This window comes from Metapseudomonas boanensis (assembly GCF_042232855.1).
In the GTDB taxonomy this organism is placed as follows: Bacteria; Pseudomonadota; Gammaproteobacteria; order Pseudomonadales; family Pseudomonadaceae; genus Metapseudomonas; species Metapseudomonas boanensis.
Genome location: NZ_CP113889.1, coordinates 773696 through 798757, shown reverse-complemented (window position 1 = coordinate 798757; position 25062 = coordinate 773696). Strand labels below are relative to the sequence as shown.

Sequence of the window (25062 nt, the reverse complement as noted above, 5' to 3'; positions counted from 1 at the left end):
CGCGGGGTGGTTGCGCATTCGCCGGCCGTGGCCGAACTTAAGTCATGCTGAAATTAAGGTCAACTTAAATTCAGTGGCGCTTACTTCCAGTCGCTAGACGGTCAGGCGGTGGGACGGTCGTCGAACAAGCCCATTGTGGTGACGGTGAGGACCTCGGCCACTTCGTCACCGACATTGGCCAGGCAATGTGGTTTGCCGGCGTCGAAGTGCACCGAATCGCCGGCCCCCAGCGGATAGCTGCGGCCTTCGATGGTGTAGATGATCTGCCCGGACAGGACAAAGGCGAATTCCGCCCCCTCGTGGGAAATGAGTTCCGATTGGTAGCCCACCGGCATGCTCATCTTCACCGCGTTGATCAGGTTGCCGGGGAAGTTGCTCGACAGGCGCTCATAGGCCAGCGGCTGGCCACCGATGGTGTAGCGCACGCGCTGGCCGTGGTGCGAGTCGGGCTGGTGCTGGCTGGGCTGGTCGAACAGTGCGTTGAGAGGAATACCGAGGGACTTGGCGATATTCGCCAGGGAGGTGATCGAGACGCCCGTCAGATTGCGCTCCGCCTGTGACAGGAAGCTGGCTGTGAGGCCGGATTCGGCGGCCACTTCGTTGAGGGTCTTGTTGGCGGCTCGGCGATAGCGGCGCAGGCGCTCGCCGATGCGATCTACGGTCATGGGCATGGCTCTTCTTGTGAGGTGGCCAGTATACCGGCCGGCGCTTTTTGGGAAAGGTTTGTCGCGTTCCTGAAATTAAGAGGGGCTGAAAATTTATTTTGACGTGTATTTAAGCTGCACTTAAATTTCACGGAGGATAACGTCACCGAACCAAGAAGAGGAGAACAACATGGCACTGGGAGTGGGCGGCAGTACCCCTGAGCAGGCACTGGCACGCCTGGCGAACATGACCGCGCGTGCCGAACCTATCGGTCTTGGCGAATACCAGGCGCGCATCGCCAAGGCCCAGGCGCTGATGTGCGAGCGTGGCATTGCGGCGATCTACCTTAACGCCGGCAGCAACCTGCGCTACTTCACCGGGGTGAAGTGGAGCCCGAGCGAGCGGATGGTCGGGGCGATACTGCCTGCCAAGGGCGCGCTGGCGTATATCGCACCGGCCTTCGAGGAAGACACCATCCGTGATTTTCGCGAGGTCGAGGGGGTTATCCACAGCTGGCAGGAGCATGAAAGCCCCTACCGCTTACTGTTGGACATCCTCCAGGGCCTCGGTGTGGAGGCCGACCCTGTTGCGCCGCCGGTCGTAGGCCTGTGCCCGTCGATGGCGTTCTTCATGTTCGACGGCATTCGTCGCCTGGCCCAGGGCTATGACTTCATCGATGCCGCCGCGGTCATCGATCCTTGCCGCTTCCACAAGTCAGCCACTGAACTCGCCCTGATGCAGCAGGCCAAGGACATGACGCTGGAAGTGCACAAGGCCGCTGCCAGCATCCTGCGTGAAGGCATCAGCACCCTGGAGGTGGCCGAGTTCATCCATCAGGCCCATCGCAAGGTGGGAGCGCCGGGTTCGACCTTCTGCATCGTGCTGTTCGGCGAGGCGAGCGCCTTCCCCCACGGTGTGAAGCATGCCCAGGTGCTCAAGGATGGCGACATGGTGCTGATCGACACGGGCTGCCAGCTCCATGGCTACCAGTCGGATATCACTCGTAGCTATGTATTCGGTACGCCGAGCGAGCGCCAGCGGGCCTTCTGGAATACCGAGAAGGCGGCGCAGCAGGCAGCGTTCGAGGCGGCGCGCCCCGGTGCGCCTTGCCAGGTGGTGGATGCCGCAGCACGTCGCTGCCTGGAGGCTGCAGGCCTGGGGCCGGATTACCAACTGCCGGGCCTGCCGCACCGCACCGGTCATGGCATCGGCCTGGATATCCATGAGGGGCCCTATCTGGTGCGTGGCGACGGGACGCCACTGGCCGAGGGTATGTGCTTCAGCAACGAGCCGATGATCTGTGTGCCAGGCGAGTTCGGCATTCGCCTGGAGGATCACTTCTACATGACCGCTGAAGGTCCGCGCTGGTTTACCCAGCCCAGCCACTCCATCGACGATCCGTTTGGGCTCAATGTCTGACCAGCAGGCCTCCGGCCTGCTTTGCGAATGAATTGGCTGTGTCCGCGTTAAGCGTTGCAAGTGGCTGCATCTCCTGTAGGAGCGAGCTTGCTCGCGAAAGGGGCCGGTTCGCGAGCAAGAACTCGGCGTCCCCCCCGCTCCTCCAGGCGCCAGGCACGCCGCTACGGCTTGATCCACACCCGGGAGAAGTTGTTCGACCCCAGCGGATTGAGCACGAAACCCTCGACACCCTTGCGCACCACACTGAATTGCTTCGGGTGGGCGAGGGGGATCCATGGTGCCTGCTCGTGGAAGATCGCCAGTGCCTGGCGGTAGAGTTCGGCACGCTTTGTGGGGTCGTTCATAGCCCCCGCCTGCTGGATCAGGCCATCAAAGGCCGCATTGCACCAGCCCGCCTGGTTCTCGCCCGATTTGGCCGCCGCGCAGGAGAGGTTGGGGGTGAGGAAGTTGTCCGGGTCGCCGTTGTCACCCGCCCAGCCCATGAATATCAGATCGTGTTCGCCGTTCTTCGCTCGCTTGATCAGCTCTCCCCATTCGTAGACACGAATGTCGGCCTTGATACCAATGGCGGCGAGGTCGGCCTGCAACATTTGCGCGCCGATGCCCGGATTCGGGTTGGTCGGGCCGCCGCCTGGACGCGTCCAGATGGAAAGCTTGAAGCCGTTGGGATGGCCCGCCTCGGCCAGCAGCTTGCGCGCCCGCTCGGGGTCATGGGGCCAGGGTTCCAGTTTGTCGTTGTAGCCCAGTAGTGTGGCCGGGTAGGGCGTCACTGCGGCGCTGGCATTGCCTTCGCCGTACTGCGCTCGCAAGTAGGCTTTCTTGTCGAAGGCAAGGTTGATTGCCTGGCGCACGCGGACATCGTCCAAGGGGGCATGGCGGGTATTGATGCCGACGTAAGCGGTGAGCAGCGAGTCGAGTTCAAGAATGCTCAGCCTTGGGTCGTCGCGCAGTGAAGCGATGTCGGTCGGACGCGGGTAGACCGCCACCTGGCAGGCCCCGGCCTTGAGTTGCTGCAGGCGCACATTCGGGTCAGGCGTGATGGCAAATAGCAGACGGTCGACTTTGGGCGCGCCGGCCCAGTAGTCGGGGTTGGCGCGGAAGCGTATCTGCGCATCCTTGCGGTAGCGCTCGAAGATGAACGCGCCGGTGCCCACCGGTTGACGATTGAGCAGGTCCGGCGTGCCGGCCGCCAGCAACTGCGCGGCGTACTCGGCGGAGTAGATGGAGGCGAAGCCCATGGCCAGGTTGGCCAGAAAGGGCGCCTCGGGGTGGGTCAGGGTGAAGCGCACGCGGTAATCGTCAAGCTTGTCGATGCGCTCGATCAGCTGCCCAAGAGCCATGGATTCGGCATAGGGGAAGCCTCGTGGGGATAACTTGTGCCAGGGGTGGGTGGCGTCGAGTTGGCGCTGAAAACTCCAGATCACGTCGTCTGCATTGAAGGCTCGGCTCGGCTTGAATCCGGCCGTTTCATGGAATTTCACGCCACGCCGCAGCTGGAACTCGTAGACCAGTCCGTCCTGGCTGATGCTCCAACTCTCTGCCAGACCCGGTTGTAGCCGGGTGGTGCCGGGGGCGAATCTCACCAGACGGTCGAAGACTGTTTCGGCCGAGGCATCGGCGGTGGTGGCGGCGGTGTATTGGACGATATCAAAGCCTTCCGGGCTGGCCTCGGTGCAGACCACCAAGGATTGGCTGGCGGTGGCGTACAGGGGAAGGCACAGGGCGAGGGACAGCAGACTTCGACGCATGGAATTTCCTTCGCTGAGGAGAGCGGGGCCCGGAGGCCCCGCCAGGCCGGCTTACTTGCCGACACTCACGCCGTAGAAGGAGTTGAGCGCGAACGGGCTGATCTTGAAGTCCTGCACGTTCTTGCGCATCGGTTGGTAGACCGTGGAGTGAGCGATCGGGGTGATCGGCACTTGTTGCTTGAGGATCTGCTGGGCCTGCTTGTACAGGTCGATGCGTTTGGCCTGGTCAGGTGTGGCCTTGGCCTGCTTGACCAGCTTGTCGTAGTTGGCATCGCACCACTTGGAGAAGTTGTTGCCGTTGATCGCGTCGCAGCCGTACAGGGTACCCAGCCAGTTGTCCGGGTCGCCGTTATCGCCACTCCAGCCGATCAGCATGGCGTCATGTTCACCCGCCTTGGAGCGCTTGATGTACTCGCCCCACTCGTAGGTCACGATCTTGGCCTTGATGCCGACCTTGGCCCAGTCGGACTGGAGCATCTCGGCCATCAACTTGGCGTTGGGGTTGTAGGGACGCTGCACGGGCATGGCCCAGAGGGTGATTTCGGTGCCTTCGGCAACACCGGCAGCCTTCAGTAGCTCCTTGGCTTTCTCCGGGTTGTACTCGGTGCCCTTGATGGTCTCGTCGTAGGACCATTGGGTCGGCGGCATACCATTCACGGCCAACTGGCCCGCGCCCTGGTAGACGGCATCGATAATGGCTTTCTTGTTCACCGCCATGTCCAGCGCTTCACGTACTTCAAGCTTGTCGAACGGCTTGTGGGTAACGTTATAAGCGATGTAGCCGAGGTTGAAGCCGGGCTGCGACGGCATATTCAGGTTCGGGTCTTTCTTCAGCGACTCCAGGTCGGCGGGGCGCGGAAAAAGGGTGACCTGGCATTCACCGGCCTTGAGCTTCTGCATACGCACCGAGGCGTCGGTGTTGATGGCGAAGATCAGGTTGTCGATCTTCACGTCCTGCGGCTGCCAGTAGTCCTTGTTGCCGGTGAAACGGATCTGCGCGTCCTTCTGGTAGCGCTTGAATACGAACGGACCGGTGCCGACAGGTTTCTGGTTGATGTCGGCGGCCTTGCCGGCCTTCAGCAACTGGTCGGCGTACTCGGCCGACTGGATGGAGGCGAAACTCATCGCCAGGTTCTGGATGAAGGCGGCATCGACGCCGTTCAGGGTGAACTTGACGGTCTGGTCGTCGACCTTCTCCACCTTGGCGATGTTGGCGTCCATGCCCATGTCGGTGAAGTAGGGGAATTCGGTGGGGTAGGCCTTACGGAACGGATGCTCCTTGTCGAGCATGCGCTGGAAGGTGAACAGCACGTCGTCGGCGTTGAACTCGCGACTCGGCTTGAAGTACTCGGTGGTGTGGAACTTCACGCCCTTGCGCAGGTGGAAGGTGTAGGTCAGGCCGTCAGGAGAGACGTCCCATTTTTCCGCCAGACCGGGGATAACCGCGGTACCGCCACGCTCGAACTGGGTCAGGCGGTTGAAGATGGTTTCCGCCGAGGCATCGAAATCGGTGCCGGTGGTGTATTGGCCCGGGTCGAAGCCTGCAGGGCTGCCTTCGGAGCAGAACACCAGGTTGCTGGCAGCACTGGCGAAGGGGGCGCTGGCGATCAGCCCAGCGGCCAGGAGTGCCTGGATGACGGCGTTTTTACGCATGTTGACCTCATGTTTGTTGTGTTTGTCATCTAGAGGGGCCCCTTGTGGGGACCTTGCGAGAAGCTATGCACGGCATATGCCTGGCGCAATAGCCAGCCGGGAAAGAGTGTAGTTGGCGGAATAAAGCTGTAAGGGCTTGTCGCATTTCTGCAAGTTCGAGCCGGCACAGGAGTCGGGGCGTCGGCAGACGCCCCGATTGCAATCAAGGTTGTTGCACCTCGATGGTGCCATCAGCACTCACGACGACGCGGCTGGTACCGGCCTCGATCTCCGGGCTCGCGCCGCTATCTGCATACATCGCCGCCTTGGCCGCCATGCCACGCATCATGATTGGCTGCGGTTGGAAGCCGGCGCTGTTGAGGTTGAGGTTGACCAGCTTGTAACCCTTGCCGCCCAAGGCATCGGTGGCCAGTTGGGCGCGTGCCTTGAAGGCATCGACTGCCTGCTTGATCAGTGCGTCTTCATGTTGCTTGCGGGTCTTCTCGGCGATGCTGAAGTTCATTCCGGCCATTTTCAGGCTGCCCAGCAGGTCGGCGCTGAGTTGCGACAGGGCGGCGAAGTCGGCGCTTTCCAGCCGCAGTTCGGCGCGTTCGCGCCAGGCGGTGATCTTCTGTCCCTTGTCGTCGTAGACCGGGTAACTGCTGCGGCTACCGAGGCTCACAGTCACGCCCTTGGCTTTGCGGGCTTTTTCGACAGCCGCATTGAGGGTGCGGGTGGTTGCTTCGGCGAGCTTGGCCGGGTCGGTGTTCTGCGACTCGCTGTAGAGTGTGACGTGCATCAGGTCGTGGGCGACTTCCTGACTGACTTCAGCGCGCACCGCCACCTGGTTGTAGTGGAGTTCATCGCTGGCCTGTGCATTGACGCTGCCAAGGCTGGCGGCGCAGAGGGCGAGGGCGGCGGCGAGGCGGGGATATGCGGTCATGAAGACTCCTTGTGGGCCTGTTGTTGCGCGGGTTGCGCGGTGGTTCTCCGTATTGGACGAGGGTAGCCGCCCATTCGGGTTAACTGGCGCAATTGACCCGTAATCTGGACGAATGTTCCAAAAAGGCCGGGGCTTTGTAGGGGCGAACTCATTCGCGAAGGGATACGCAGCTTCTCTCGCGGGCTCCAACGGCAGACCTTCGGCCCGGTTGGCCAATGAATTCGTCCCCACAGGGTTCGTGCAAGCCCCAGTGTGTTCGCTGCGGCGAGTTGCCGCAGTCAGGCGGGGCGGGGCGAGCCTTGGTTATACTCCGGCCAACTTTGGGAGTACCCATGCTAGAACCCGTACAACTCTTGTCTGCCAGCCGTCAGAACCTCCTGCGTCTGACGCTGATCCGCATCCTCGTCCTTGCCGCCCAGGCCGGCTCGGTCGGCCTCGCCTACAAGGCTCAACTGCTGCAACTGCCCTGGCTCGCCCTGAGCCTGACGCTGGGTGTGTCGCTGGTGCTCTGCCTGGGCACAGCGTTGCGCCTGCGCGGCCCCTGGCCGGTGACCGAGTTGGAATATTCAGTGCAGTTGGGGTGCGACCTGATCATCCACAGCGTGCTGCTTTATTACTCAGGAGGGTCTACCAACCCCTTCGTGTCCTATTACCTGGTGCCGCTGACCATCGCCGCGGCCACCTTGCCCTGGCTCTACACCATTACGCTGGCCGGCCTGGCATTGGCCGCCTACACGCTGCTGCTGATGCTGTTCCACCCGTTGGAAATGCCCACGGGGCAGCGCGAGTCGCTGTTGATCTATGGCATGTGGCTGAGTTTTGCGCTGGCAGCGGCGTTGATCACCTTCTTCGTCGCGCGGATGGCCGAGGAACTGCGTCGGCAGGACCAGTTGCAAGCGGTGCGTCGTGAAGAAAGCATGCGTGACCAGCAACTGCTGGCAGTGGCGACCCAGGCAGCGGGCGCTGCCCACGAACTGGGCACGCCGCTGGCCACTATGAGCGTGCTGCTCAAAGAGTTGCGTCAGGAGTACCGTGACAATCCGGGCTTGCAGGACGACTTGGCGCTGCTGCAAGAGCAGGTCATGCTCTGCAAGGACACCTTGCAGCACTTGGTGCGTGCCGCCGAGGCGGATCGTCGCCAGGCAGTGGTGGAGCAATCGGTGGTGGAGTGGCTGCAGACGGCCCTCAACCGCTGGCACCTGATGCGCCCCGAGGCAACGTATCGCTTCCAGAGTCTGGGCACAGGCGTAGCGCCCAGGCTGAAACCTCCGGCGGATCTGACCCAGGCCTTGCTGAACTTGTTGAACAACGCGGCCGACGCGTGCCCGGAGAAGCTGGACATTCGCCTCAGCTGGGATCACCAATGGATGGTGCTGAGCATCCGCGACCATGGCGCGGGTGTGCCCCTGGCCATCGCCGAACAGCTGGGTCGGCCCTTCTTCACCACAAAGGGCAAGGGCTTCGGACTGGGGCTGTTTCTCAGCCAGGCCAGCGTCACCCGTGCCGGCGGCACGGTTAAACTCTATAACCATGAGGAGGGCGGTACCCTGACCGAGCTGCGCTTGCCGCGTGCTTACGGGGTCGCCTGAGTGCCTTGACGAGGAAGCGAGATGACTGACGAACCCCTGATCGAAGGCGAAGAGCACCCGCACTTGCTGCTCGTGGACGATGACGCCACCTTCACCCGTGTCATGGCGCGTGCGATGAGCCGCCGCGGCCTGCGTGTGTCGGTCGCCGGTTCGGCCGAGGAAGGCCTGCAGATGGCCAAGGAGGACCTGCCGGACTACGCCGTGCTGGACCTGAAGATGGACGGCGACTCTGGACTTGTGCTGTTGCCCAAGCTGCTGGAGCTCGACGCCGAGATGCGTGTGGTGATCCTCACTGGCTACTCCAGCATCGCCACGGCTGTCGAGGCGATCAAGCGCGGCGCCACCAACTATCTGTGCAAGCCGGCGGATGCCGACGATGTGCTGACTGCGCTGCTCTCCGAGCATGCCGACCTGGACAGCCTGGTGCCGGACAACCCCATGTCGGTGGACCGCCTGCAGTGGGAGCACATCCAGCGCGTGCTCGCCGAGCACGATGGCAATATCTCGGCCACGGCGCGCGCACTGGGCATGCATCGCCGCACCTTGCAACGCAAGTTGCAGAAGCGGCCTGTGCGGCGCTGATTCCTCTGCGCGTACTGCCTGCTCTTCGTGGGGGCGAATTCATTCGCTAAGGGATACGCAGTGTCCCCCAACGGTCCATCGCGCAGGTCTGCGTCCTGCTTAGCGAATGAATTCGCCCTCACAAGGTGATTTGCCTTCCTTCTGAAGACCCGGCGAAAGCCTTTTCCCTCTGCCCCTTGGTATCCTTAGCGCCCTATCAATTCGCCCAGGTGCCGAGGTCTGTCCATGCTTGCCGTCGTCCAGCAAACCCTCGGTATCACCGCGCCGGTGTTCTCCATGCTGTTCGTCGGCGTGGCCCTCAAACGCCTGGGGTGGATCGACACGGCCTTCATCAATACCGCATCGGAACTGGTGTTCAAGGGCACCATGCCGACCTTGCTGTTTCTCGGGATCGTCCAGGCAGACCTGCGCACGGCGCTGCAGCCGGGACTGATCGGCTATTTCCTGGCTGCGACCGTGGTGTGCTTTCTGGTGGGGTGGGGCTGGGCGATCCTGCGCTGCCCTGTGACGGATCGGGGCATTTATACCCAGGGGGCGTTTCGCGGCAACAACGGCATCATCGGCCTGGCACTGGCGACCAGCATGTACGGGGCCTATGGTCTCTCGGTGGGCGGCATCCTCGGTGGCGTCGTCATCCTCAGCTACAACACCTTGTCCGCCATCGTCCTGGCGATCTATAGCCCAAACGCCAAGACCGACCCCTGGAGCATCGCCAAGAGCATCATCACCAATCCGCTGATCATCGGGGTGCTGGCGGCGATCCCGGTGGCCTACTTCCAGCTGCAGCTGCCGGCCTGGCTGATCACCTCCGGCGAATATTTCGCCCAGATGACGCTACCCCTGGCGTTGATCTGCATCGGCGGAACGCTGTCGCTGACTTCGCTGCGGGAAAGCAGTCGTATGGCCATCAGCGCCAGCCTGATGAAAGTGTTCTGGCTGCCATTGCTGGCGACCTTCGGAGCCTGGCTCTGCGGCTTCCGCAATGCAGAGCTGGCCATTCTCTTCCTCTATTTCGCCAGCCCAACCGCCGCAGCGAGCTTCGTGATGGCGCGGGCGGTGAACGGCAACCATGAACTGGCGGCGGCGATTATCGTGATCACCACCCTGGCGGCGGTGGTGACGACCAATCTTGGGCTATTCGTCCTGCAGTGGGCCGGATGGATCTGAAGTCCTCCAGGGCTGGGTCGACTCAGCCCTTCTGATAGTCGTCGATCACTTCCTGGGCGGCGCGGAAGGCATCGATGGCGGCGGGGACGCCGGCATAGACCGCACAGTGCAGCAGCGCTTCGCGAATTTCCTCCACCGTGCAGCCGTTGTTCAGTGCGCCGCGTACATGACCTTTGAGTTCTTGCGGGCATTTCAGCGCAGTCAGCGCGGCGAGAGTGATCAGGCTGCGAGTCTTGCGCGGCAGCCCTTCACGGGCCCAGACCGCGCCCCAGGCGTGTTCGTTGACGAAGTCTTGCAACGGTTGGGTGAAGTCGGTGGCGTTGCCCATGGCTCGCTCGACGAAGGCATCGCCCATGACTTCGCGGCGCACCTGCAGGCCCCGCTGTTGTTCATCGTTCATTGTCGTTCTCCTGTCAGTCGAGACTCTCCAACCGCACCGGCACGACGCCGGCGCGCAGCATGCCGAGGCTCTCTGCGGCCTTGCGCGAGACGTCGATGATGCGGCTGCGTGAATACGGCCCACGGTCGTTGATGCGAACCACCACCGAGCGGTCGTTCCTGAGGTTGGTCACCCTTACCCGGGTGCCGAACGGCAGGGTGCGATGTGCGGCGGTCAGTGAGTTCTGGTTGAAACGCTCACCGCTAGCGGTGCGTTTGCCGTGGTGCCGGGCGCCGTAGTAGGAGGCCTTGCCTTCGGCACGGTAGTCACCAGGGGTGCCGCTTCCTTGGCCAAAAGGGTTGTAGGCGCAGCCGGCGAGCAGGCCGGTGAAGGCGAGGATGCAAAGCAGGCGCTGCATGACGAAGGCTCCTTGGTGCCGGGATAGGGCCGCCCCTGTTAGGAGCGAGCTTGCTCGCGAATGAATATGCTCCGTTCGCGAGCAAGCTCGCTCCTACAGACTCATCGGTTGTCCGCTGACCATTGGCCCGGTTCAGTCTTCGAGCTTTTTCTTCAGCAAATCGTTCACTTGGCCCGGGTTGGCCTTGCCTTTGGAGGCTTTCATGGCTTGGCCGACGAAGAAGCTGAACATCTTGCCGCGCTTGGCTTCATCGCTGGCACGGTACTGCTCGACCTGGGCGGCGTTGGCGGCCAGTACTTCGTCGAGCATGGCCTCGATGGCGCCGGAGTCGGTAACCTGCTTGAGGCCCTTTTTCTCGATGATCTCGTCGGCGCCGCCCTCACCGGCGGCCATGGCTTCGAAGACCATCTTGGCGATCTTGCCGGAGATGGTGTTGTCCTTGATGCGCAGGATCATGCCGCCCAGTTGTTCGGCGGAGACCGGCGACTGGTCGATCTCCAGGCCTTCCTTGTTGAGTAGGCTGGACAGCTCGACCATGACCCAGTTGGCTGCCAGCTTGGCATCGCCGCAGGCCTTGAACACCGCTTCGAAGTAATCGGCCACTTCGCGGCTGGCGGAGAGCACGCTGGCGTCGTAGGTAGATAGGCCGAACTCGTTCTGGAAGCGCTCGCGCTTTTGCGGCGGGAGTTCAGGCAGGCTGGCGCGCACGTCGTCGAGGAAGCTACGTTCGATGACCACCGGCAGCAGATCGGGGCAGGGGAAGTAACGGTAGTCGTTGGCTTCTTCCTTGCCGCGCATGGAGCGAGTTTCGTCCTTGTTCGGGTCGTACAGGCGGGTTTCCTGGACGACCTTGCCGCCGTCCTCGATCAGTTCGATCTGGCGCTGGATCTCGTGGTTGATCGCCTTCTCGATGAAGCGGAAGGAGTTGACGTTCTTGATCTCGGCGCGGGTGCCGAAGGCTTCCTGGCCTTTCGGGCGCACGGAAACGTTGCAGTCGCAGCGCAGCGAGCCTTCGGCCATGTTGCCGTCGCAGATGCCGAGGTAGCGCACGAGGGCGTGGATGGCCTTGACGTAGGCCACGGCCTCCTTGGCACTGCGGATGTCCGGCTCGGAGACGATCTCCAGCAGCGGGGTGCCGGCGCGGTTGAGGTCGATACCGGTCATGCCGTGGAAGTCTTCGTGCAGGCTCTTGCCGGCGTCTTCCTCCAGATGCGCGCGGGTGATGCCGATGCGCTTGACCGTGCCGTCTTCAAGGGTGATGTCCAGATGGCCCTTGCCAACGATCGGATGCTCGTACTGGCTGGTCTGGTAGCCTTTGGGCAGGTCCGGATAGAAGTAGTTCTTGCGAGCGAAGATGTTCTGTTCGGCGATCTCGGCGTCGATGGCCAGGCCGAACTTGCAGGCCATGCGCACCGCTTCCTCGTTCAGTACTGGCAGGGTGCCGGGCATGCCGAGGTCAACCAGGCTGGCCTGGGTGTTCGGCTCTGCACCGAAGGTGGTGGCACTGCCGGAGAAAATCTTCGATTGGGTGGTGAGCTGTGCGTGGATTTCCAGCCCGATCACGGTTTCCCATTGCATTGTGGTGTTCCTCAATCCTGCGGTGCCAGTGCAACCCCTCTCCCAGCCCTTTGGGTCATCCTCTCCATGAAGGGAGAGGGGGATGGGGATGTCTGGCTGGGCCAAGGCTTAGAAGCCGGCCGGAGCTTGTTTATGCCAGTCGGTGGCCTGCTGATACTGATGCGCGACGTTGAGCAGGCGGCCTTCCTGGAAGTAGGGAGCGAGCAGCTGAACACCCACCGGCAGACCGTCGACAAAACCGGCCGGCATGGACAGGCCCGGGATACCAGCAAGGTTGGCGGTGATTGTGTAGATGTCTTCCAGGTACTGCGCGACCGGGTCGTTGTTCTTCTCGCCGAGCTTCCAGGCCGGGTTGGGCGTGGTCGGCCCGAGGATCACGTCGACTTCGCCGAAGGCGGCCATGAAGTCGTTCTTGATCAGGCGACGGATTTTCTGCGCCTTCAGGTAGTACGCGTCGTAGTAGCCGGCGGAAAGGGCATAGGCACCAACCATGATGCGGCGCTTCACTTCGGCGCCGAAGCCTTCGGCACGCGAGCGCTTGTACAGGTCTTCCAGGTTCTGCGGGTTTTCGCAGCGGTAGCCGAAGCGTACGCCATCGAAGCGCGACAGGTTGGAGGAGGCTTCCGCCGGGGCGATCACGTAATAGGCCGGGATCGCATGCTGCATGTTCGGCAGGCTGATGTCCTTGACGGTGGCGCCAAGCTTTTTCAGCTCTTCGACCACTGCCAGCACGGCGTCGGCAATGCGCGAATCGAGGCCAGCGCCGAAATATTCCTTTGGCAGACCGATGCGCAGCCCGGCCAACGGCTGGTTCAGGCCAGCCAGGTAGTCGTCCACGGGCTGGTCGACGCAGGTGGAGTCTTTCGGGTCGAAGCCGGCCATGCCGCCCAGCAACAGGGCGCAGTCCTCGGCAGTGCGGGCCAGCGGGCCGCCCTGGTCGAGGCTGGAAGCGTAGGCGATCATGCCCCAGCGCGACACGCGGCCGTAGGTGGGCTTGATGCCGGTAAGGTTGGTGAAGGCTGCCGGCTGGCGGATCGAACCGCCGGTGTCGGTGCCGGTGGCGGCCGGTATCAGGCGGGCGGCGACGGCAGCGGCGGAGCCGCCGCTGGATCCGCCAGGCACGCGCTCGAGATTCCAGGGGTTCTTCACGGCGCCGTAATAGCTGGATTCGTTGGACGAACCCATGGCGAACTCGTCCATGTTCAGCTTGCCGAGGCTGACTGCGCCAGCGGCCTGGAGCTTGGCAACGACGGTGGCGTCGTAGGGCGCCTTGAAGTTGTCGAGGATCTTCGAGCCGCAGCTGGTGCGGACGTCCAGGGTGCAGAACAGGTCCTTGTGGGCGATGGGAGCGCCGAGCAGCGCGCCAGCCTCACCAGCAGCACGACGGGCGTCGGCGGCCTTGGCCTGGGCGATGGCCTGTTCCTCCGTGACGCTGATGAAGCTGTTCAGTTGCGGATCGAGCTGCTGGATGCGCGCCAGCAGTGTTCGGGTCAGCTCTTCGGCGGAGAAGTCTTTGGCGTTGAGGCTGCGGGCGATCTCGGCCAGGGTCAATTGATGCATGGGGAACCCTTTCCTTTATTCGATGACTTTGGGCACGAGGTAAAGACCGTTTTCGACGGCCGGCGCGATGGCCTGGTAGGCGTCGCGGTGGTTCTCCTCGGTGACCCGGTCGGCACGCAGGCGCTGGGTGGCTTCCAGCGGGTGGGCCAGGGGTTCGATTCCGTCGGTGTCCACGGCCTGCATCGCATCGATCAGGCCGAGGATATTGTTCAGGGTCTCGGTGGTACGCGGGATATCGGCCTCGTTCAGGCCCAGTCGGGCGAGATGGGCGATTTTTTCCACGTCGGAGCGTTCAAGCGCCATCGGGGGTCTCCAACTTAGATGCGGCCAGCGCGGGCTGCCGGCCGAACGGGAAGCGAGCGGGGAACGGTGCCGCGAACAGGCGGTCAAAGGCCGCGTTGATGGGCCTTGTCGGCCCGGAAAAACAGGCAATCTAACATATCGGCGCCTTGCCCAAAATCCCCGTGGTTGTTAGAGTTTGCCGCACTTTTTTACCCACGCGTTGCCTAGGGTCCCTTTCCCATGTTCAAGAAACTGCGTGGCATGTTTTCCAGTGATCTGTCGATCGACCTGGGCACTGCCAATACCCTGATCTACGTGCGCGAGCGCGGTATCGTCCTCAACGAGCCCTCCGTGGTCGCCATTCGTAACCACGGCAACCAGAAGAGCGTTGTAGCTGTTGGCACTGAAGCCAAGCGTATGCTCGGTCGTACTCCGGGCAATATCTCCGCCATTCGTCCGATGAAGGACGGTGTGATCGCGGATTTCAGCGTCTGCGAGAAGATGCTGCAGTACTTCATCAACAAGGTTCATGAAAACAGCTTCCTGCAGCCCAGCCCCCGTGTGCTGATCTGCGTACCCTGCAAGTCCACCCAGGTTGAACGTCGTGCCATCCGTGAATCCGCCCTGGGCGCAGGTGCCCGTGAGGTGTTTCTGATCGAAGAGCCTATGGCAGCGGCCATCGGTGCCGGCCTGCCGGTCGAGGAAGCCCGTGGTTCCATGGTCGTCGATATCGGTGGCGGCACTACCGAGATCGCGCTGATCTCCCTCAATGGTGTCGTCTATGCAGAGTCGGTCCGCGTTGGTGGCGACCGCTTCGACGAGTCCATCGTGACCTATGTGCGCCGTAACTATGGCAGCCTGATTGGTGAATCCACCGCAGAGCGCATCAAGCAGGAAATCGGTACTGCCTATCCGGGTGGCGAAGTCCGCGAGATCGACGTTCGTGGTCGTAACCTGGCCGAAGGCGTACCGCGCAGCTTCACCCTGAACTCCAATGAGGTGCTCGAAGCGCTGCAAGAGTCCCTGGCGACCATCGTCCAGGCGGTCAAGAGTGCCTTGGAGCAGTCTCCGCCGGAACTGGCCTCCGACATCGCCGAGCGTGGCCTGGTGCTGACCGGTGGTGGCGCGCTGCTGCGTGACCTCGACAAGTTGTTGGCCCAGGAAACCGGTCTGCCGGTGATCGTGGCCGAAGATCCGCTCACCTGTGTCGCTCGCGGTGGCGGCCGCGCTCTGGATATGATGGACCGTCACGCGATGGATCTGCTCTCCACCGAGTGAGGTCGGGGAGCTACTCAGCCATAGGAGCGGGCCATCAAGCCGCTATTTACCAAGGGACCTTCGCTCGGCGTGCGCCTGTTGGTGTTCGCCGTGCTATCGGCTGCGCTGATGGTGGTCGATGCCCGCTTCGAAACCCTCAAGCCTCTGCGCAGCCAGATGGGCTTGGTGCTGACCCCCTTCTACTGGCTGGCGGACCTGCCGATCAGGGCTTGGGACGGGGTTAGTGACCAGTTCAGCAGTCGCACCGCCCTGGTTGCCGAAAACGAGAAGCTCAAGGCCGAAGCGCTTTTGATGCAGCGTCGCCTGCAGAAGCTGGCCACCCTGACCGAGCAGAACGTGCGCCTGCGCGAATTGCTCAACTCCTCCGCATTGGTGGATGAAAAGGTCCTGGTGGGTGAGTTGATCGGCGTCGATCCCAACCCGTTCACCCACCGTATCCTGATCGACAAGGGCGAGAAGGATGGTGTGTTCCTCGGCCAGCCGGTGCTCGATGCGCGAGGTCTGATGGGGCAGGTGGTCGAAGTGATGCCCTACACCGCCCGCGTGCTGTTGCTGACCGACACGACCCATAGCATTCCTGTGCAGGTCAACCGCAACGGTCTGCGTGCCATCGCCAGCGGTACCGGCAACCCGGAACGTCTGGAGTTGCGCCATGTAGCGGATACCGCCGACATCAAGGAAGGTGACCTGTTGGTGAGTTCCGGTCTTGGGCAGCGCTTCCCGGCCGGGTACCCGGTTGCGACGGTGAAAGAGGTCATCCACGACTCCGGCCAGCCCTTCGCCATTGTGCGGGCCGTCCCGACGGCTGCCTTGAACCGCAGCCGTTACATGCTCCTGGTGTTCTCCGATACCCGCAGTCCGGAGCAGCGTGCCAATGATGCGGCCGTTGCCCAGGAAGCGGCTGATCGCGAAGCCGCCAAGCCGGCACTGCCAGGCGCAGACCCCGAAGCGGCAACACAGCCAGCAACAGCGGCTCCAGTGAGCCCGCCAGCGGCAGCGGCAACGCCCGCCAAGCCCCAGGCAGCCCAGAGCAATCAGGAGAGTCGTTGATGGTTGGGGTACGCTCGAACAATGGTTGGGTGATCTGGCTCAGCCTGCTCCTGGCCTTGCTGCTCAGCATCGGGCCGATGCCCAGCTTCATGGAAATCGGCCGTCCGCTCTGGCTAGCGCTGTTTCTCACCTACTGGACCCTGGCGCTGCCGCATCGGGTGGGTATGACTACTGCCTGGATGCTGGGGTTGGCCGAGGATGTGCTGTATGGCTCGTTGCTGGGGCAAAACGCGCTGATCCTGGCCCTGATCACCTTTCTGGTGCTGACATTGCATCAGCGTCTGCGTATGTTCCCCGTATGGCAGCAGTGTCTTGTGCTGCTCGTGGTTTTCGGTTTGGCCCAACTGGTTCAGCTGTGGCTCAATGCCCTCACGGGCAACCGTCCACCTACCCTGGTGTTCCTGCTCCCTGCGCTCGTAAGCGCACTGCTCTGGCCCTGGGTATATGCCGCATTGCGCGGCACAAGTCGCCGCCTCAACGTCAATTGATCGGCTTGCGGCCATGTCGCAAGCCTCTGTCCTCGACAGGGAGAAGTCTGCATGGCCACGTTGTACCTGGCTTCGGGGTCGCCCCGCCGGCGTGAGTTGCTGGCGCAAATTGGCATTCCCCACACTCCCCTGATCGCCTCGATCGATGAAACTGCCCTGCCCGGTGAGCCCGCGCTCGCTTATGTGGAGCGCCTGGCCCGGGAAAAGGCTCTTACCGGCCTGGCCAGTCTTGCAGAGCCCGGTGCTGCCTGCGTTCTCGGTGCAGACACAGCAGTGGTGCTGGACGGCCTGATCCTCGGCAAGCCGTTTGACCGCGAAGACTGCCTCGCAATGCTGAAGCGCCTGTCCGGCCGCGAACACGAAGTGCTCACCGCCGTGGCAGTGGCCGACTCTCAGCGTTGCCTGACTCGGGTCGTAAGCAGTCGAGTGCGCTTTCGTCCAATCCCCCCTGCTGAACGCGAAGCCTATTGGGCCAGTGGCGAACCAGCCGACAAGGCAGGCAGCTACGCTATCCAGGGTTTGGGCGCGGTTTTCGTCAGTGATCTACAAGGCAGTTACTCGGCGGTAGTGGGGCTACCGCTGCTGGAGACGGCGCAGTTGCTCGCCGATTTCGGTATTCCCTGTTGGCAGCACCTGCGATAGGTTCTCAGCATGAGCGAAGAAATTCTGATCAACATCACGCCGATGGAGTCGCGCGTGGCAGTCGTCGAGAACGGCGTCCTGCAAGAGGTGCATGTCGAGCGCACCCAGCGCCGCGGTATCGTCGGGAACATCTACAAGGGCAAGGTCGTGCGCGTGTTGCCTGGTATGCAGGCGGCCTTCGTCGATATCGGTCTTGACCGTGCCGCCTTCATCCATGCCTCGGAGATCAGTAATCGCGAGGGCAGTGCGGTGGAAAGCATCAGCGCGCTGGTCCATGAGGGGCAGAGCCTGGTGGTGCAGGTCACCAAGGACCCGATTGGTAGCAAAGGCGCACGGCTCACCACTCAGCTGTCGATCCCGTCGCGCTACCTCGTTTATATGCCCCGCACCTGCCATGTGGGCATTTCCCTGAAGATCGAGGACGAAGCGGAACGTGAGCGCCTCAAGCAGGTGGTGGCCGACTGCATTGCCGCAGAAGGCATCGAGGAGGCGGGCGGTTTCATACTGCGTACCGCAGCCGATGGCGCCAGGGCGGATGAGATCCTGGTCGACATCCGTTACCTGCGGCGCCTTTGGGAGCAGATTTCCGCGCAGATGCAGACCGCCCCTGCACCTTCGGTCATCTATGAGGACCTGAGCCTGGCGCTGCGCACCCTGCGCGACCTGGTCAATCCCCGTATCGAGAAGATCCGTATCGACTCGCGGGAAACCTTCCAGAAGGTCACCCTGTTCGTTGACGAATTGATGCCGGAAATCGCCGACCGCCTGGAGCACTATCCGGGCGAGCGGCCGATCTTCGATCTGTATGGCGTCGAAGATGAGATCCAGAAAGCCCTGGAACGCAAGGTGCTGCTGAAGTCAGGTGGATATCTGATCATCGACCCGACGGAAGCGATGACCACCATCGACGTCAACACGGGCGCCTTCGTCGGCCACCGCACCCTCGAAGAGACCATCTTCAAAACCAATCTCGAAGCCTCGACCGCCATTGCTCGCCAGTTGCGCCTGCGCAATCTGGGCGGGATCATCATCATCGACTTCATCGACATGGAAGATGAGGAGCATCAGCGGCAGGTGCTGCGAACCCTGGAGAAGCAGCTCGAGCGCGACCACGCCAAGACCAACATCATCGGCATCACCGAACTGGGCCTGGTGCAGATGACCCGCAAACGTACCCGTGAAAGCCTGATCCAGGTGTTGTGCGAGCCCTGCTCCTGCTGCCAGGGACGCGGACTGCTGAAGACCGCCGAGACTATCTGCTACGAGATATTCCGCGAGATCCTCCGCGAAGCCCGCGCCTACCAGGCGGAAGGTTACCTGGTGCTGGCCAACCAGAAGGTGGTCGACCGCCTGCTGGACGAAGAGTCGGGTAACGTCGCCGATCTCGAAGCTTTCATCGGTCGGCCCATCAAGTTCCAGGTGGAAACCATGTACTCCCAGGAACAGTACGATGTGGTACTGCTCTGAGGCCATGAACTGACATGGAGCGCCTGGCACGAGCCCTGGTGTCCGCCCTGCGCATGTTACTGGCGTTCTGCGCACTCGGGCTGGTGTTAGCTGCCCTTTACGTCAGCCTGGGCCGCGAACTGGTACCCTTCGTTGCCGAATACCAGGCGGAGGCCGAGGCACAGGCCAGTGCGGCACTCGGCCAGCCGGTCAAGATCGGCAGCATCGAGGGGCGCTGGGAGGCGATGGCTCCTCTGCTGATCGCCCACGATGTGCTGGTCGGAGAGGGCGACAGCGCCATCCGCCTGGACCAACTGCGGGTCGTACCAAATATGCTTGGCAGCCTGTTGGCGCGCCAGCTGCGTATCGAGCGTCTGGAACTGGATGGCTTGCAGCTTGGCCTGCTGCAGGACAAAAGCGGCAAGTGGTCCGTCGAAGGATTTGCCGTCAAAGAAGGGCAGCCGCCTTTCGGGCCGCGCCAGCTCGAGGCGATGATGGGCCTGGTCAGCCAAGTGTCGCTGATCAACAGCCAGCTCACCCTGGAGCCGCAGGCCCATGAGCCGATCACACTGACCTATGTCGGCTTCACACTGCGCAGTCTTGGCAGCCGCCAGCGACTTGATGGGCGTTTGATGCTGCCGGACGGCCAGCCCTTGGCCATGCGCTTACGCACCCGATTGAATGCCGACACCTGGCTCGACAGTGAGGCTGAGCTCTACCTGAGCCTGCCTCAGAGTGACTGGGCCCGCTGGCTGCCCGCGAGCCTGACGCGTGATTGGCGTGTCGAGCAATTGCAGGCCGGAGGTGAGTTGTGGGTCGACTGGTCGAAGGGCGGGCCAAAGCGTGCGGTTGCGCGTCTCCACGCCCCTGAACTGCGTGGCGCCTATGGCAAGCGCAAGGCGGTGACCTTGCAGAACTTTGCCGTGAATGCCTATTACACCCGCACAGATGAGGGATTCCAGATCCTGCTCGACTCCCTGGCGGTAAGTGTTGGCAAGCAGCGCTGGGGCGAGGTCAACGTCAGCTTCCAACACAGGGTGGTGCCCCAGGCCGAGTGGCGCGTGACTGCCGACCGTCTGGATCTCATCCCCTTGCAACCTGTCATCAGCGCCCTTGCACCTCTGCCTGAGCAGGTCGCCGCTGCATTGGATGGGCTCAAGCCCCGCGGAGCGCTGCGTAACCTGAGCCTGACCTATCGCCCCGGGGGCGCCGGGCCCGAGCGTCTGCTCTTCAGCAGCAATCTTTCTGGAGTGGGGGTCGACGCCTACCGTGGTGCGCCGGCTGCCGAGAACGTCAGTGGCAGCGTCAGCGGAAACCTGGAACAAGGCGAACTGCGCCTGGATGCCAATGATTTCGCCTTGCACCTTGATCACCTGTTCCCCAAGCCCTGGCATTACCAGAAAGCTCGGGCGCGCCTGACGTGGCATCTGGATGATGAGGCTTTCACCCTGGCTAGCCCTTACATGCAAGTGGTCGGCGATGAGGGGCGTATCGCCGGCGACATGCTGATCCGCCTGATGCGCGATCCCCTCGCTGAGGACTACATGGACTTGCGGGTGGGACTCCGTGATGGTGACGCCACTTATACCGAGAAGTATTTGCCGACCTTGTCGCCCGGGCTCAGCCCGGCATTGGCCAAATGGCTGAAAGAGGCGATTCGTTCCGGTGCTGTAGACGAAGGGTTCTTCCAATTCCAGGGCTCGCTGTCGCGCGATGCGAAGCCGGAGGCCCGCTCTCTCAGCCTGTTCTTCAAAGTGCATGACGCCGAGTTGGCCTACCAGCCTGGCTGGCCAGTCTTGCGCGAGGCGAAGGGCAATGTGTTCATCGAAGACACCGGCGTCCGGATCGTGCTCCCGGCCGGACGAATCCTCGACACCCGGGTGAGCAATGCCGAAGCCAATGTGCCCCACGTCGAGCCGGGACAGGTGCCGCGGCTCGACCTGGATGCCGATCTGGAGAGCAGTTTCACCGACGGGTTGAAGATTCTCCAGGAGGCGCCCATCGGCACTGCGCCGATTTTCTCCGGCTGGCAAGGCCAGGGGCCGCTGTCCGGAACGCTCAAGCTGGACATCCCCTTGGCTAAAGGGCAAGCGCCCAGGGTGGTCGTCGATCTGAATACGCGTGATGCCCAACTGAAAATTGCGCGCCCTGAGTTGGCATTCAGCCAACTGAGAGGGGCTTTCCGCTACGACACCGCCAGCGGGCTGAGTGCGTCAGATATTCGTGCCCAGGTTTTTGGTCGTGAAGTCCGCGCCAAGGCGCAGGCCGAGGGCTCCAACGGCCGTGCGCGGACGCGCATCCTGGCCAATGGCCAGATCGCACTGAAGGACCTCACCACCTGGCTTGGGGTCATGCAAGCGTTACCTGCGTCGGGGGACGTGCCTTACAGCCTCAACCTGAGCCTTGATGGAAAGGACAGCCAGCTACGCATCGACTCGTCCCTCAAAGGTTTGGCGATTGATCTGCCTGCTCCTTTGGGCAAGGCTGCTAACGAGGTTCGTGACACCCAGTGGCGCATGACGCTTGATGGCGATGAGCGTCGTTACTGGTTGGATTACGCGGGCGTCGCCAGCCTGGTCCTGGCCGCCTCCCCCGGCAAGTTCAACGATTCTCGAGGTGCCTTGCGTCTTGGCGGCGGAGCGGCGCGCCTGCCCACGGGCAAGGGGCTGCGCGTGCGTGGGCGCCTGGATGAGTTGGATGCCGATGCCTGGATGGCGGTGGCCAAGCAGTACGCGCCGGCTGATGGGGCCTCCACCGCCCGCTTGTTGAGTGGCGCCGAGCTGGAAATTGGGCGGTTCAGCGGCTTTGGCCTGAGTCTGGAAGACCTCAATATTGACTTGGCGCGGGACCCCGAGGGCTGGCGGCTGGGCTTGGCCAGTGCGAGGCTTGATGGGCAGATCAAACTCCCAGATGCCAAGGATGCCCCAATTGACGTCAGGCTGCGGCGCCTGAGCTTCCCCAAGCCGCCGGCAAGCGAAGCTGAAGCAGAAGCCAAACCGGATCCCTTCGCCTCGGTTGACCCACGCCGAGTACCGTCGCTGGATGTACACATCGATCAGGTCATCCTGGGTGATGCTGTACTCGGTGCCTGGTCGTTCAAGGCCCGACCGAACTCGAAGGGGATTGCCTTCAACGAGTTGGATCTTTCACTGAAAGGGCTGCGGATTACCGGCGCGGCAGGCTGGGAAGGTGCCGTTGGGGCCAGCAGCTCCTGGTATCGGGGGCGCCTGGAGGGCAAGAACCTGGCGGATGTGCTCAAGGCCTGGAACTTCGCACCCACGGCTACCAGCGAGCGCTTCCGTCTTGATGCCGATGGGCGCTGGCCCGGCTCCCCCGCCTGGGTCAGTCTGAAGCGCTACTCAGGTTCACTGGATGCCAGCTTGCACAAGGGGCAGTTCGCCGAAGTCGAAGGTGGCGCCCAAGCCTTGCGGGTTTTTGGTTTGCTCAATTTCAACTCGATCGGCCGTAGATTGCGCCTGGACTTTTCCGACCTGCTCGGCAAGGGACTCGCCTACGACCGGGTCAAAGGGCTTCTGATGGGGAGCGAGGGGCGCTTCGTGACCCGCAATCCGATCACGCTGGAAGGCCCCTCGAGCGGCCTGGAGCTGGACGGCACCCTGGACCTGGCCAGTGACCGCATCGACGCCAATCTGCTGGTCACCCTGCCCGTGACCAACAACCTGCCATTGGCCGCGCTGATCGTCGGTGCGCCAGCCATTGGGGGAGCGTTGTTCGTTGTGGACAAATTGCTGGGCGACAGGGTGGCGCGCGTTGCCAGCGTTCAGTACAGGGTTGAAGGTTCGTGGAAGGACCCCAAAATCACCTTCATCAAGCCTTTTGAAAAAGCTCGTTGAAGCGAGCTGCCGCCGCTTGGGTTAGCATGCCCTTTATGTCCCTGTCGGAGCGCACGATGTCCCTTGCCGTGATTCAAATGGTCAGCCAGGACGATGTGCTGGCCAACCTTGCCAGTGCCCGCCGATTGTTGGAGCAGGCCGCCGAAGGTGGTGCACGCCTGGCGGTATTGCCCGAGAACTTCAGCGCCATGGGGCGACGAGACCTGACCGAACTGGGCCGGGCCGAAGCGGAAGGGCATGGGCCGATTCTGCCTTGGCTGAGGCAGGCGGCGCGGGACCTGCGCCTGTGGATAGTGGCGGGAACCCTGCCCTTGCCGCCTGACCGGCGGCCGCAGGATAAACCCAACGCCTGTTCCCTGTTGGTGGATGAGCAGGGGGAGCGGGTTGCGCGTTATGACAAGATTCACTTGTTCGATGTGGATGTCAGCGATAGCCGGGGCCGTTACCGAGAGTCCGACGACTATGCCCATGGCGCGGATGTGGTCGTGGCAGATACGCCCGTTGGGCGGCTGGGACTGACAGTTTGCTATGACCTGCGTTTCCCCGAACTCTACAGCGCACTGCGCGAGGCTGGTGCTGAGCTGATCAGCGCGCCCTCAGCGTTCACCGCGGTGACTGGCGCGGCCCATTGGCAGGTGCTGGTGCGAGCTCGAGCCATCGAAACCCAGTGCTACCTGCTGGCAGCAGGGCAGGGTGGTATCCATCCCGGGCCACGTGAAACCTTCGGCCATTCGGCCATCGTTGACCCTTGGGGCCGGGTACTGGCCGAACAGGCCCAGGGGGAGGCGGTGCTGCTGGCCAGCCGGAATGCAGCGGAGCAGGCGGAGATACGTCAGCGCATGCCGGTGAGTACCCATCGACGATTCATGACGCCGGCCACTCCTGGGCCGGCGCGAACGGAGAAGTTATGAGCGACCTTCTGTTAGCCGTCAGCGATCACTTGCTGGCGCCCGGTGACCTCAGCATCGAGCAGTTGCCGGCGATCCTCGGTGAGTTGGCCGGGCCGGGCATCGATGCCGCCGACCTGTACTTCCAGGGGCAGGTGTCCGAATCCTGGGTGCTGGAGGACGGCATCGTCAAAGAGGGCAGTTTCCACCTTGATCAAGGTGTGGGCGTGCGTGCCCAGTCTGGAGAGAAGACCGGTTTTGCTTACAGCAATGCGATCACAGCCGAGGCGCTGCGCCAAGCTGCGCGGGCGGCCCGCTCGATCTCTCGGGCTGGCCAGGAGGGTCGGGTTCAGGCGTTCGCTACACCCCAAGTGACTCGGTTGTACGATTCCAGCAGCCCGCTGGAGGTCATCAGTCGCGCGGAAAAAGTAGAGCTGCTGAAGAACGTAGACGCAGCGACCCGTGCGCTGGATCCTCGCATCAAGCAGGTCACCGTCAGCATGGCCGGGGTCTGGGAACGAATCCTGATCGCCGCCAGTGACGGCAGTCTGGGGGCCGATATACGACCACTGGTTCGATTCAACGTCAGCGTCATCGTCGAGCAGAATGGTCGACGCGAGCGCGGCGGTCATGGCGGCGGCGGTCGCACCGATTATCGCTACTTCCTTCAGGAGGACCGGGCCATGGGTTACGCACGCGAAGCCCTTCGCCAGGCCCTGGTGAACCTGGAGGCCGTTCCCGCACCGGCGGGTACCTTGCCTGTGGTCATGGGCGCCGGCTGGTCTGGCGTGCTGCTTCACGAAGCGGTCGGCCATGGCTTGGAAGGTGATTTCAACCGCAAGGGAAGCTCGGCCTATAGCGGACGAATTGGCGAGAAGGTGGCTTCGAGCCTATGCACCATCGTCGACGACGGCACCCTGGCATTCCGCCGCGGCTCGCTGAGCATGGATGATGAAGGCACCCCTACCCAGTGCACTACGCTGATCGAAAACGGTGTGCTCAAAGGCTACATGCAGGACAAACTCAATGCCCGGCTGATGGGTGTGGCTCGCACGGGTAACGGCCGTCGGGAGTCCTACGCGCACTTGCCGATGCCGCGTATGACCAATACCTACATGTTGGCCGGTGAGAGCGATCCACAAGAAATCATTGCATCGGTGGAGCGGGGCATCTACTGCGCCAACCTCGGTGGAGGCCAGGTGGATATCACCAGCGGAAAATTCGTGTTTTCCACCAGCGAGGCCTATCTGATCGAGAACGGTCGCATCACAACACCCGTGAAAGGCGCGACCTTGATCGGCAATGGTCCTGAGGCGATGAGCCGAGTCTCCATGGTCGGCAATGACCTGGCGCTGGATAGCGGCGTTGGTACCTGCGGCAAGGATGGGCAGTCGGTACCTGTGGGCGTAGGGCAGCCTACGCTGAAGATCGATGCGATCACGGTAGGAGGGACGGGGGCCTGATGAAGGCCCCTG

The 25062-nt window shown here is 62.6% G+C and carries 21 protein-coding genes; 12 read left to right on the top strand and 9 right to left on the bottom strand.

Annotation, left to right across the window (positions count from 1 at the left end; all coding sequences use genetic code 11):
* Positions 1-101: 101 nt before the first annotated feature.
* Positions 102-665 carry a cupin domain-containing protein gene (locus OXH74_RS03720; protein ID WP_375740123.1) on the bottom strand — a complete coding sequence of 188 codons (564 nt, stop codon included), beginning with the start codon at positions 663-665 and terminating at the stop codon, positions 102-104.
* 169 nt (positions 666-834) lie between these two features.
* Here OXH74_RS03720 and OXH74_RS03715 point away from each other — a divergent pair, with 169 nt between their 5' ends.
* Entirely contained in the window at positions 835-2064 is a 1230-nt protein-coding gene (locus tag OXH74_RS03715; protein WP_375740122.1) for a M24 family metallopeptidase, read from the top strand.
* 161 nt (positions 2065-2225) lie between these two features.
* Here OXH74_RS03715 and OXH74_RS03710 read toward each other — a convergent pair whose 3' ends face one another.
* The 3 genes from OXH74_RS03710 to OXH74_RS03700 form a co-directional block, all read right to left on the bottom strand.
* Entirely contained in the window at positions 2226-3812 is a 1587-nt protein-coding gene (locus OXH74_RS03710) for an ABC transporter substrate-binding protein (RefSeq protein WP_375740121.1), read from the bottom strand.
* Positions 3813-3863: 51 nt separating this feature from the next.
* On the bottom strand, positions 3864-5465 hold the full coding sequence (locus OXH74_RS03705; RefSeq protein ID WP_375740120.1) for an ABC transporter substrate-binding protein: 1602 nt from the start codon (positions 5463-5465) through the stop codon (positions 3864-3866).
* A gap of 202 nt (positions 5466-5667) precedes the next feature.
* Positions 5668-6387 (bottom strand): SIMPL domain-containing protein, encoded by a 720-nt coding sequence (locus OXH74_RS03700; RefSeq protein ID WP_375740119.1) that lies wholly within the window; start codon positions 6385-6387, stop codon positions 5668-5670.
* A 332-nt stretch (positions 6388-6719) separates the two neighbouring features.
* Here OXH74_RS03700 and OXH74_RS03695 point away from each other — a divergent pair, with 332 nt between their 5' ends.
* The 3 genes from OXH74_RS03695 (at position 6720) to OXH74_RS03685 (ending at position 9725) form a co-directional block, all read left to right on the top strand.
* Positions 6720-7976 carry an ATP-binding protein gene (locus OXH74_RS03695; RefSeq protein ID WP_375740118.1) on the top strand — a complete coding sequence of 419 codons (1257 nt, stop codon included), beginning with the start codon at positions 6720-6722 and terminating at the stop codon, positions 7974-7976.
* Between the two features lie 21 nt (positions 7977-7997).
* A complete protein-coding gene (locus OXH74_RS03690; RefSeq protein WP_375740117.1) occupies positions 7998-8558 on the top strand; it encodes a response regulator transcription factor in 561 nt (186 codons plus the stop codon).
* 225 nt (positions 8559-8783) lie between these two features.
* Positions 8784-9725, top strand: a complete 942-nt coding sequence (locus tag OXH74_RS03685; RefSeq protein ID WP_215372903.1) for an AEC family transporter — start codon at positions 8784-8786, stop codon at positions 9723-9725.
* Positions 9726-9747: 22 nt separating this feature from the next.
* Here OXH74_RS03685 and OXH74_RS03680 read toward each other — a convergent pair whose 3' ends face one another.
* From OXH74_RS03680 to gatC, 5 genes are all read right to left on the bottom strand, one after another.
* Positions 9748-10125, bottom strand: a complete 378-nt coding sequence (locus OXH74_RS03680; RefSeq protein ID WP_375740116.1) for a carboxymuconolactone decarboxylase family protein — start codon at positions 10123-10125, stop codon at positions 9748-9750.
* 13 nt (positions 10126-10138) lie between these two features.
* Positions 10139-10522: a septal ring lytic transglycosylase RlpA family protein gene (locus OXH74_RS03675; protein WP_375740115.1), complete on the bottom strand. Its 384-nt coding sequence runs from the start codon at positions 10520-10522 to the stop codon at positions 10139-10141.
* Between the two features lie 132 nt (positions 10523-10654).
* Positions 10655-12100, bottom strand: a complete 1446-nt coding sequence (gatB, locus tag OXH74_RS03670; protein WP_375740114.1) for an Asp-tRNA(Asn)/Glu-tRNA(Gln) amidotransferase subunit GatB — start codon at positions 12098-12100, stop codon at positions 10655-10657.
* A 108-nt stretch (positions 12101-12208) separates the two neighbouring features.
* Entirely contained in the window at positions 12209-13660 is a 1452-nt protein-coding gene (gatA, locus tag OXH74_RS03665) for an Asp-tRNA(Asn)/Glu-tRNA(Gln) amidotransferase subunit GatA (RefSeq protein WP_375740113.1), read from the bottom strand.
* A 15-nt stretch (positions 13661-13675) separates the two neighbouring features.
* Positions 13676-13963: an Asp-tRNA(Asn)/Glu-tRNA(Gln) amidotransferase subunit GatC gene (gene gatC, locus OXH74_RS03660; RefSeq protein WP_215372898.1), complete on the bottom strand. Its 288-nt coding sequence runs from the start codon at positions 13961-13963 to the stop codon at positions 13676-13678.
* Positions 13964-14182: 219 nt separating this feature from the next.
* Between gatC and mreB the strand changes: the two genes are divergently transcribed.
* The 8 genes from mreB to tldD all read left to right on the top strand — a co-directional run bounded on the left by mreB (position 14183) and on the right by tldD (position 25050).
* Positions 14183-15220 (top strand): rod shape-determining protein MreB, encoded by a 1038-nt coding sequence (mreB, locus tag OXH74_RS03655; protein ID WP_215372897.1) that lies wholly within the window; start codon positions 14183-14185, stop codon positions 15218-15220.
* An 81-nt stretch (positions 15221-15301) separates the two neighbouring features.
* Positions 15302-16270 (top strand): rod shape-determining protein MreC, encoded by a 969-nt coding sequence (gene mreC, locus OXH74_RS03650; protein WP_375741553.1) that lies wholly within the window; start codon positions 15302-15304, stop codon positions 16268-16270.
* Positions 16270-16758, top strand: coding sequence for a rod shape-determining protein MreD (gene mreD / locus OXH74_RS03645; RefSeq protein ID WP_215372896.1), 489 nt, complete (start codon positions 16270-16272; stop codon positions 16756-16758). Before mreC ends, mreD begins: the two co-directional genes overlap by 1 nt.
* A gap of 51 nt (positions 16759-16809) precedes the next feature.
* On the top strand, positions 16810-17400 hold the full coding sequence (locus OXH74_RS03640; protein ID WP_375740112.1) for a Maf family protein: 591 nt from the start codon (positions 16810-16812) through the stop codon (positions 17398-17400).
* Between the two features lie 9 nt (positions 17401-17409).
* Positions 17410-18867 (top strand): ribonuclease G, encoded by a 1458-nt coding sequence (rng, locus tag OXH74_RS03635; protein WP_375740111.1) that lies wholly within the window; start codon positions 17410-17412, stop codon positions 18865-18867.
* A 14-nt stretch (positions 18868-18881) separates the two neighbouring features.
* Entirely contained in the window at positions 18882-22700 is a 3819-nt protein-coding gene (locus OXH74_RS03630; protein ID WP_375740110.1) for a YhdP family protein, read from the top strand.
* A 56-nt stretch (positions 22701-22756) separates the two neighbouring features.
* Entirely contained in the window at positions 22757-23611 is an 855-nt protein-coding gene (locus tag OXH74_RS03625) for a carbon-nitrogen hydrolase family protein (RefSeq protein WP_375740109.1), read from the top strand.
* On the top strand, positions 23608-25050 hold the full coding sequence (gene tldD, locus OXH74_RS03620; RefSeq protein WP_375740108.1) for a metalloprotease TldD: 1443 nt from the start codon (positions 23608-23610) through the stop codon (positions 25048-25050). The genes OXH74_RS03625 and tldD overlap by 4 nt, the downstream gene beginning before the upstream one ends.
* Positions 25051-25062 lie beyond the last annotated feature (12 nt).